Source organism: Intrasporangium sp. (assembly GCF_030452765.1).
GTDB lineage: Bacteria > Actinomycetota > Actinomycetes > Actinomycetales > Dermatophilaceae > Intrasporangium_A.
This window is the reverse complement of sequence record NZ_JAKDLO010000237.1, coordinates 1-5,534: the sequence shown is the minus strand read 5'-3', so window position 1 is coordinate 5,534 and position 5,534 is coordinate 1. Positions and strand designations below refer to the sequence as shown.

Annotated in this window: 5 protein-coding genes and 2 pseudogenes; 3 read left to right on the top strand and 4 right to left on the bottom strand. The window is 67.6% G+C overall.

Going from position 1 to position 5,534, the window contains the following annotated elements; all coding sequences use genetic code 11:
- Together L0H79_RS20210 and L0H79_RS20205 are read right to left on the bottom strand one after the other, a co-directional pair.
- A pseudogene (locus L0H79_RS20210) lies at nt 1–251 on the bottom strand (hypothetical protein); the annotation flags it as partial.
- A 221-nt stretch (nt 252–472) separates the two neighbouring features.
- Entirely contained in the window at nt 473–2,428 is a 1,956-nt protein-coding gene (locus L0H79_RS20205; protein ID WP_301486437.1) for a 3-oxoacyl-ACP synthase III family protein, read from the bottom strand.
- A 411-nt stretch (nt 2,429–2,839) separates the two neighbouring features.
- Between L0H79_RS20205 and L0H79_RS20200 the strand changes: the two genes are divergently transcribed.
- Nucleotides 2,840–3,205 carry a hypothetical protein gene (locus tag L0H79_RS20200; RefSeq protein ID WP_301486436.1) on the top strand — a complete coding sequence of 122 codons (366 nt, stop codon included), beginning with the start codon at nt 2,840–2,842 and terminating at the stop codon, nt 3,203–3,205.
- Here the strand turns inward: L0H79_RS20200 and L0H79_RS20195 are convergent.
- A pseudogene (locus L0H79_RS20195) lies at nt 3,138–3,404 on the bottom strand (ISKra4 family transposase); the annotation flags it as partial. The gene L0H79_RS20200 and the pseudogene L0H79_RS20195 sit on opposite strands and share 68 nt — an antisense overlap.
- A 285-nt stretch (nt 3,405–3,689) precedes the next feature.
- On the opposite strand from L0H79_RS20195, the gene L0H79_RS20190 reads away from it, so the two are divergent.
- Nucleotides 3,690–4,121, top strand: coding sequence for a DUF6788 family protein (locus L0H79_RS20190; RefSeq protein WP_301486435.1), 432 nt, complete (start codon nt 3,690–3,692; stop codon nt 4,119–4,121).
- Between the two features lie 84 nt (nt 4,122–4,205).
- Entirely contained in the window at nt 4,206–5,174 is a 969-nt protein-coding gene (locus L0H79_RS20185; protein ID WP_301486434.1) for a hypothetical protein, read from the top strand.
- Nucleotides 5,175–5,295: 121 nt separating this feature from the next.
- On the opposite strand, the gene L0H79_RS20180 is transcribed toward L0H79_RS20185, so the two are convergent.
- A partial coding sequence (locus tag L0H79_RS20180; RefSeq protein WP_301486433.1) for a hypothetical protein occupies nt 5,296–5,534 on the bottom strand: 239 nt, incomplete at its 5' end.

The following is a 5,534-nucleotide window of genomic DNA, read 5'->3' as shown; positions in this document are numbered from 1 at the left end:
CACCACAGCGTGATCGACCTCGACACCAACGCAGAGCCCATCAGCGGAGATCTGGGGCTCGGCAGCACAGTGGCAACCAGCTCAGCTGGCGAACCGGGGGCAGGCTGCCAGTGGAACCGGTCGGCCGTCTCGAAGAACGCCAACCGGCACGCCTCGAACAGCCCAGCCAGCTCCAGAACCCGAGCTCGGGTGGCAGCTTCCCCCAGCGCACGGCCATCGGGTCCGGCGACCAGCACTTCCTCAGACTCCATGGCATAAGTGTCTCCCACCCGATCCGACTCAACCTGCCCGGTCCACCGGTCTCAGCCTGACGCGCCCCGCGCCCGCTGCGGAGCCGCGTCTTTGTGTGGCCTAGGCTGGGCCTTGCCGATACCTCGACAGGGCACCGGCCGACGGGTTCGTGGAGATCAAGTTCGTGGCGGTCGCCGAGTCCGCTCGAGGCGGCGGTACCGGTCGTCGGGTAGTCGACGGGCTACCCGAACGCCAGGTGCACGTCGTCTGAGGACTGCGCGGGAGAGGGCGGCGCGCTCTCCGCGTCGACCCTCGGCGTGTGGTCGGGTGATGGGTCTGCGATGGCCACCACCGCCGGATCGACGCGCATCACGGCGAAACCGGCGACAGCGCCGGCACCGAAGCCTGGTGCGAAGACCCGGACGGGCTTCGTGATGACGCCGTCGCGGACCGCGTCGTGGATGGCCAACGGGATGCTCGCCGACGACGCGTTACCGACCTTGTCGATGTTGAAGTAGAGGCGGTCCTCGGACAGCCCGGCCTGGTTCGCCAGCTGGATCACCATCGTCTTGTTGGCTTGGTGCGGGACGATGAGATCGATGCTGTCCAGCAGCGAGGCGGCCTGTCCGTCCGGGTCGGGCAGGGCCTTCAGTTCGTCGATCATCTGCCCGAGGTAGCGACCGGCCAGCGCCTTGACCTCCGGACCGTAGACGGTGATGTTGTTGTCGAACGCCGGGTTGGGCCACAAGATCGAGTTAACCTGACTCACCGGCCCGCTGGCATACGTCTGCAGATACTCAATGTCTGACGGTTGGCCCTCCGGTGCCACGCCGATGACCATGGCGGCGGCGCCGTCGCCGAAGATCATCCGGGACGGCCGGACGTTGCCGATCTTGTCCGAGAACTTCTCCACGCAGATCAGGAGGACGGGGCGCTCGACTTCCTGGAGGATGCGGGTAGCGTCCGACATGCCGTAAGGCATCCCGGCGCAGGCGGCCACGATGTCGAACGATGCGTGGGTCTGCTGGATCCCCAGCTGACCGGAGATCCATGTGGCCACCGACGGAATCAACCGGGAGCTCGTGCACGTGCAGACCAAGACTGCACCGATGTCTGCCGGTCCCCGACCTGAGTGGGCCAGTGCGCGCCGGGCCGCCTCAAGCGCGATCGCCTCCAGGCTGCTCGAGGTGTAGCGGCGCGCCTCGATCCCGGTCTTGTCGCGGATCTCGTCGGCGGACATCGGTGACCAGTTGTATGCCGAGTTGCGGATCAGGTCGTCATTGGTGCAGACCGTGTCGCCGTGCACCACGGCGAGCGCCTCGATGCGCGGCCTCACCGGGAAGTGCGTGCGCACGTTGACCGCCGGGTAGGGTCGGATCGGCTGCGTCGCCTCCGGAGTGGGGGAGATCGGTGCGACAGACCCACCGGTTCCCGCCCGCCGAAGGAACTGGCGCACGTCCGGGCCTCGCGGATGGAAGGCGACCACATAGTCGTCGTCGCCCAGCTGGCCCACCTCGACGAGCTCAGCCTGCGAGCGGTCCCAAGGGTACTGGTTGTGCAGCACCATCGCCCAGCGGTGCAGGGCCTCGAGCTCCGGAGTCCCCTCGGCACAGTCGATGATGTCGTCGAAGTCGAACGTCGGAAAATCGGGGTCGTACCCGTTCAGTCGGAACGTGAGGTTCCGCGGTTCGGCAAGGATCTCCGCCACAGTCGGCTTGATCGCTGACAGCTCCGAGGCATGGTGCTTGCGATGCTTGAACACGTCGAAAAGGATCGTGAAGATCCGGTCCTCCGCTGCCGCGTCCCAGGTCGGGGGCAATGCCGCATAGGCTCGCTCGACCGCGGCGACCTTGAGGTCGCCGTCCTCCCACGGGGTGAGGATCGGCAGGAACACGTCGTTGCGGTGCCGGGGGACGTCGCGCCAGCGGGTGGGTCGCTTCTCGTACATTGTGAGGGCGTAGCGACCGATCCAGAACATGTTGAGAGCGATGTCGCGCAGCAACTCGTAGCGGCTGGTGTAGTGACTGCTCTCGACGCGCTGGAGGATTTCGGTGCCGGTTGGGGCCTTCGTCTCGAAATCGCGTCGGATCACCCTGTCCAAGTGATCGAGGTTGTCGACGACCGAGAGGTCCAGCTCGGGGACGAAGTTGGAGGGAAAGACCATCTTGTCGTGACGGTTGAGTACGAACGGGTGCACTGCAGCTCCTTGGTTCGAGTCAGGGCTACCCCATCGTCGCGTCCTGACTCGGACGAGCGCGGAGCCGCCCCAAGGGCAAGCCCACCCTAGGAGACTTCCAGACACCGCCGGTGGATGACAAGGGCCAAAGGGTCCCCGACCTGGGACTCGAGCCGGGTCAAGAGGATCGCCGGGCAGCAGCTCGGCAGGCAGCGTCGCTCTCGCGCCGCTCGCGCTCACCTCGGCCATGACAGGCGACCCGCGGCCGCGTCGCGGCACACTTTGGAGGACGACATCGGGGACGATGACCTTGCGACGAGTGACCGAAGGCGCTACACCTTGGAGGCAACCGGCTCGAGGAGGTTGACTGACAGGGTCAGCCCACGGCGTCGACTGAGCGACCAGCACCTTTCGGTGGGCAGGAGTGCACGGATGACGGACATGTCACGGGTCAAGGCCGAACACCTTCTCGGCAAGATCATGTCGGCCGAGGACGCGGCCGGGCTGATCTCTCCGGGCGAGAACGTGGGGATGAGTGGCTTCGCTGGTGCCGGGTATCCGAAGGCGGTTCCGGCGGCGCTGGTACGTCGAGTCGCGGACGCCAACGAGCGCGGGGAGCGCTTCACGGTCAGTGTCTGGACCGGCGCGGCGACGGCTCCGGAGCTCGACGGCGCGTTGGCGGCGGTCGACGGCATCGAAATGCGCAGGGTGCGGCTCCCCTGGAGGGATATCAGGCGGCTGTCGGGGATGCGTTGTCGGCGTAGCGCGTTTGATGGGTCCGGTGTCGTTCCTGGTTGAGGTGGAATCGCCAGTAGGAGTCCCAGTCGTCGTTGCTGCGTAGGGCTCGGAGTTTCAGGATGGCTTCGGCTCCGGGCAGCCCCCAGCGCGCGCCTGTCAGGTCGAGCCTGTCCTTGACCAGGTGTCGGCAGGCGCCTTCGATGATGCCGGTGGCGATCGGCCAGCCGGCGCTCAGTGCCTGGGGGTAGTTCAGGTAGTCCTTCTTGGCCAGCAGGTAGGCGGCGCACCGGTCGGCGTTGCGTCGCATCTTGGGGTCCAGGCCAAGACGGGTGGCCTTGCGCCGGATCGCGGCGGCAACGGTCGGGGCGTGCCCGTTTAGGACCGCGAGGGCCTTGCCGCCGACCCACTCCCACGGCGACTGTCACCTCAGCCCCGGCGACCCGGGTGTGCGACACGTTTGTAGGTGGCGTCTGAATTTCCCCGGTTTGCAGACCTTCCGCTCCCAATCTGAGGGTACCGTTACTTTCAGAGGAGGTTGTGGGCCATGACATCGAACGTTGACCTGGCGCAACTCGAAGACGAGCGCACCCGGCTCCGCGCCCAGATCGGCACCATCGGCGACTTCCGGCCGGGTAGCCTCTCGGCGGTGATGCGCCGCTGCGGCAAGGCGAACTGCGCCTGCGCCGAACCGTCCCATCCCGGGCACGGCCCGCAACACATCTTGACCAAGAAGGTCGCCGGAAAGACCATGTCGATGCACTTCAAGCCCGGCCCCGAGCTGGACAAGGTCACCGCAGAGGTCGGCAACTACCGGCGGTTCAAAACCGTCGTCGAGCAGCTGATCGACGTCAACGAGGCGATCTGCCAGGCCAGACCGGCCACGCCGCTGGCCGATCGCCAGGACGCGCCGGCCGGGACGGGCCGGGAAAAAGGGGACTCTTCGAAGCGCTCAGGAAAGACTTCACGGCGGAGGTAGAACGCCTCGCCGAGACGGCCACGAAAACCCTGCACACCGGCGGCGAGGGCCTGGGCCGCACTGGAGCTGGCCATCCGCAGCGCCATGACCCACCTCGGCGCGTCGCTCCTGGAAACACTCCTCGCCGCCGATCCTGGCCATCGGGGCCCACGCATCGACTGCGGGCAAGGACACGAGGCGACCTTCGTGGCCTACCGGACCAAGACCGTCGACACCGTGCTCGGCCCCATCGAGATCTCCCGCGCCTACTATCACTGCCCACGCTGCCACCGCGGGCTGTCACCGAAAGACGACGAGCTGGGCATCGCCTGCACCTCCATCACCTCCGGCCTGCGCCCCATGCTGGACCGGACCGCCGCGGCCGTCCCGTTCGCCAGGGCCACCGACCTGCTGGCCGACCTGGCCGGGATCACCCTGAGCACCAAACGCGTCGGACGGGCCGACGAGGCCGACGGGCGCGCCCTGCACGAGAAGATCACCACCCACGCCGACGCGGTGGCCGACGGTTCCCTCACCCCGCTCCCGCCGGGCGTCGCACCGAAGCGTCTCTATGTCGCGGTCGACGGCACCGGCATCCCGGCCACCACCGCCGAGACGACCGGCCGCGCCGGGAAACACCCCGACGGGAAAGCCCGGACCCGCGAGGTGAAACTCGGCGTGATCTTCACCCAGACCAAAACCGACGAGAAGGGCCGACCGGTCCGGGACCCGGGCTCGTCGAGCTACGTCGCCACCCTCGACCCGGCCGCCGCATTCGGACGCCTCGTCCACGCCGAGGCCCGCCGCCGCGGATCAGCCCAGACCGGCCAGGTCATCGTGCTCGGCGACGGCGCGCGCCCTGGATCTGGAACCTCGCAGGCCAGCACTTCCCCTCAGCCACCGAGATCGTCGATCTGTTCCACGCCCGCGAGCACCTCCACGACCTCGCCGCCCTCGCCGCGCCCGCCCTGGGCCAGACCCACCCCGACTGGCTCACCGCGCGCCTGGCCGAACTCGACGCCGGCGACATCGACGCCATCGACGCAGCCGGAACGTCGCAGGTCATCCCTGTAGGAGCGGGAGGCCCCGCTCCTACATCGCATCACGTCGCTTGTCCATCGTGTCCGGTTTCGCCCCGTCCCGGAAGGGCCGTCCGGCTGGCCCTCCCGGGACGGGGACCTCCTGCGGGCAAGCCTCAGTCCCCCTTGTCCTGCTCATCGAGAGCAGTGCCACGCAGGTCATCGAGCCGTTCGTGGATCGTGACCGGCATCGGGACAAGTATCTCCGTATCGTGGCAGCAAGGAGGCGAGCCGTGCCTTCTCGGGTCGCGTCGCTCACAGGTCTGGCCCGTCCGTTCGAAGAGATGTTTTGCAGCTCGCGATGGCTCGTTTATCCACAGTTCCTCGACGGTCGGGTCGTCGAAGTACTGCTGCA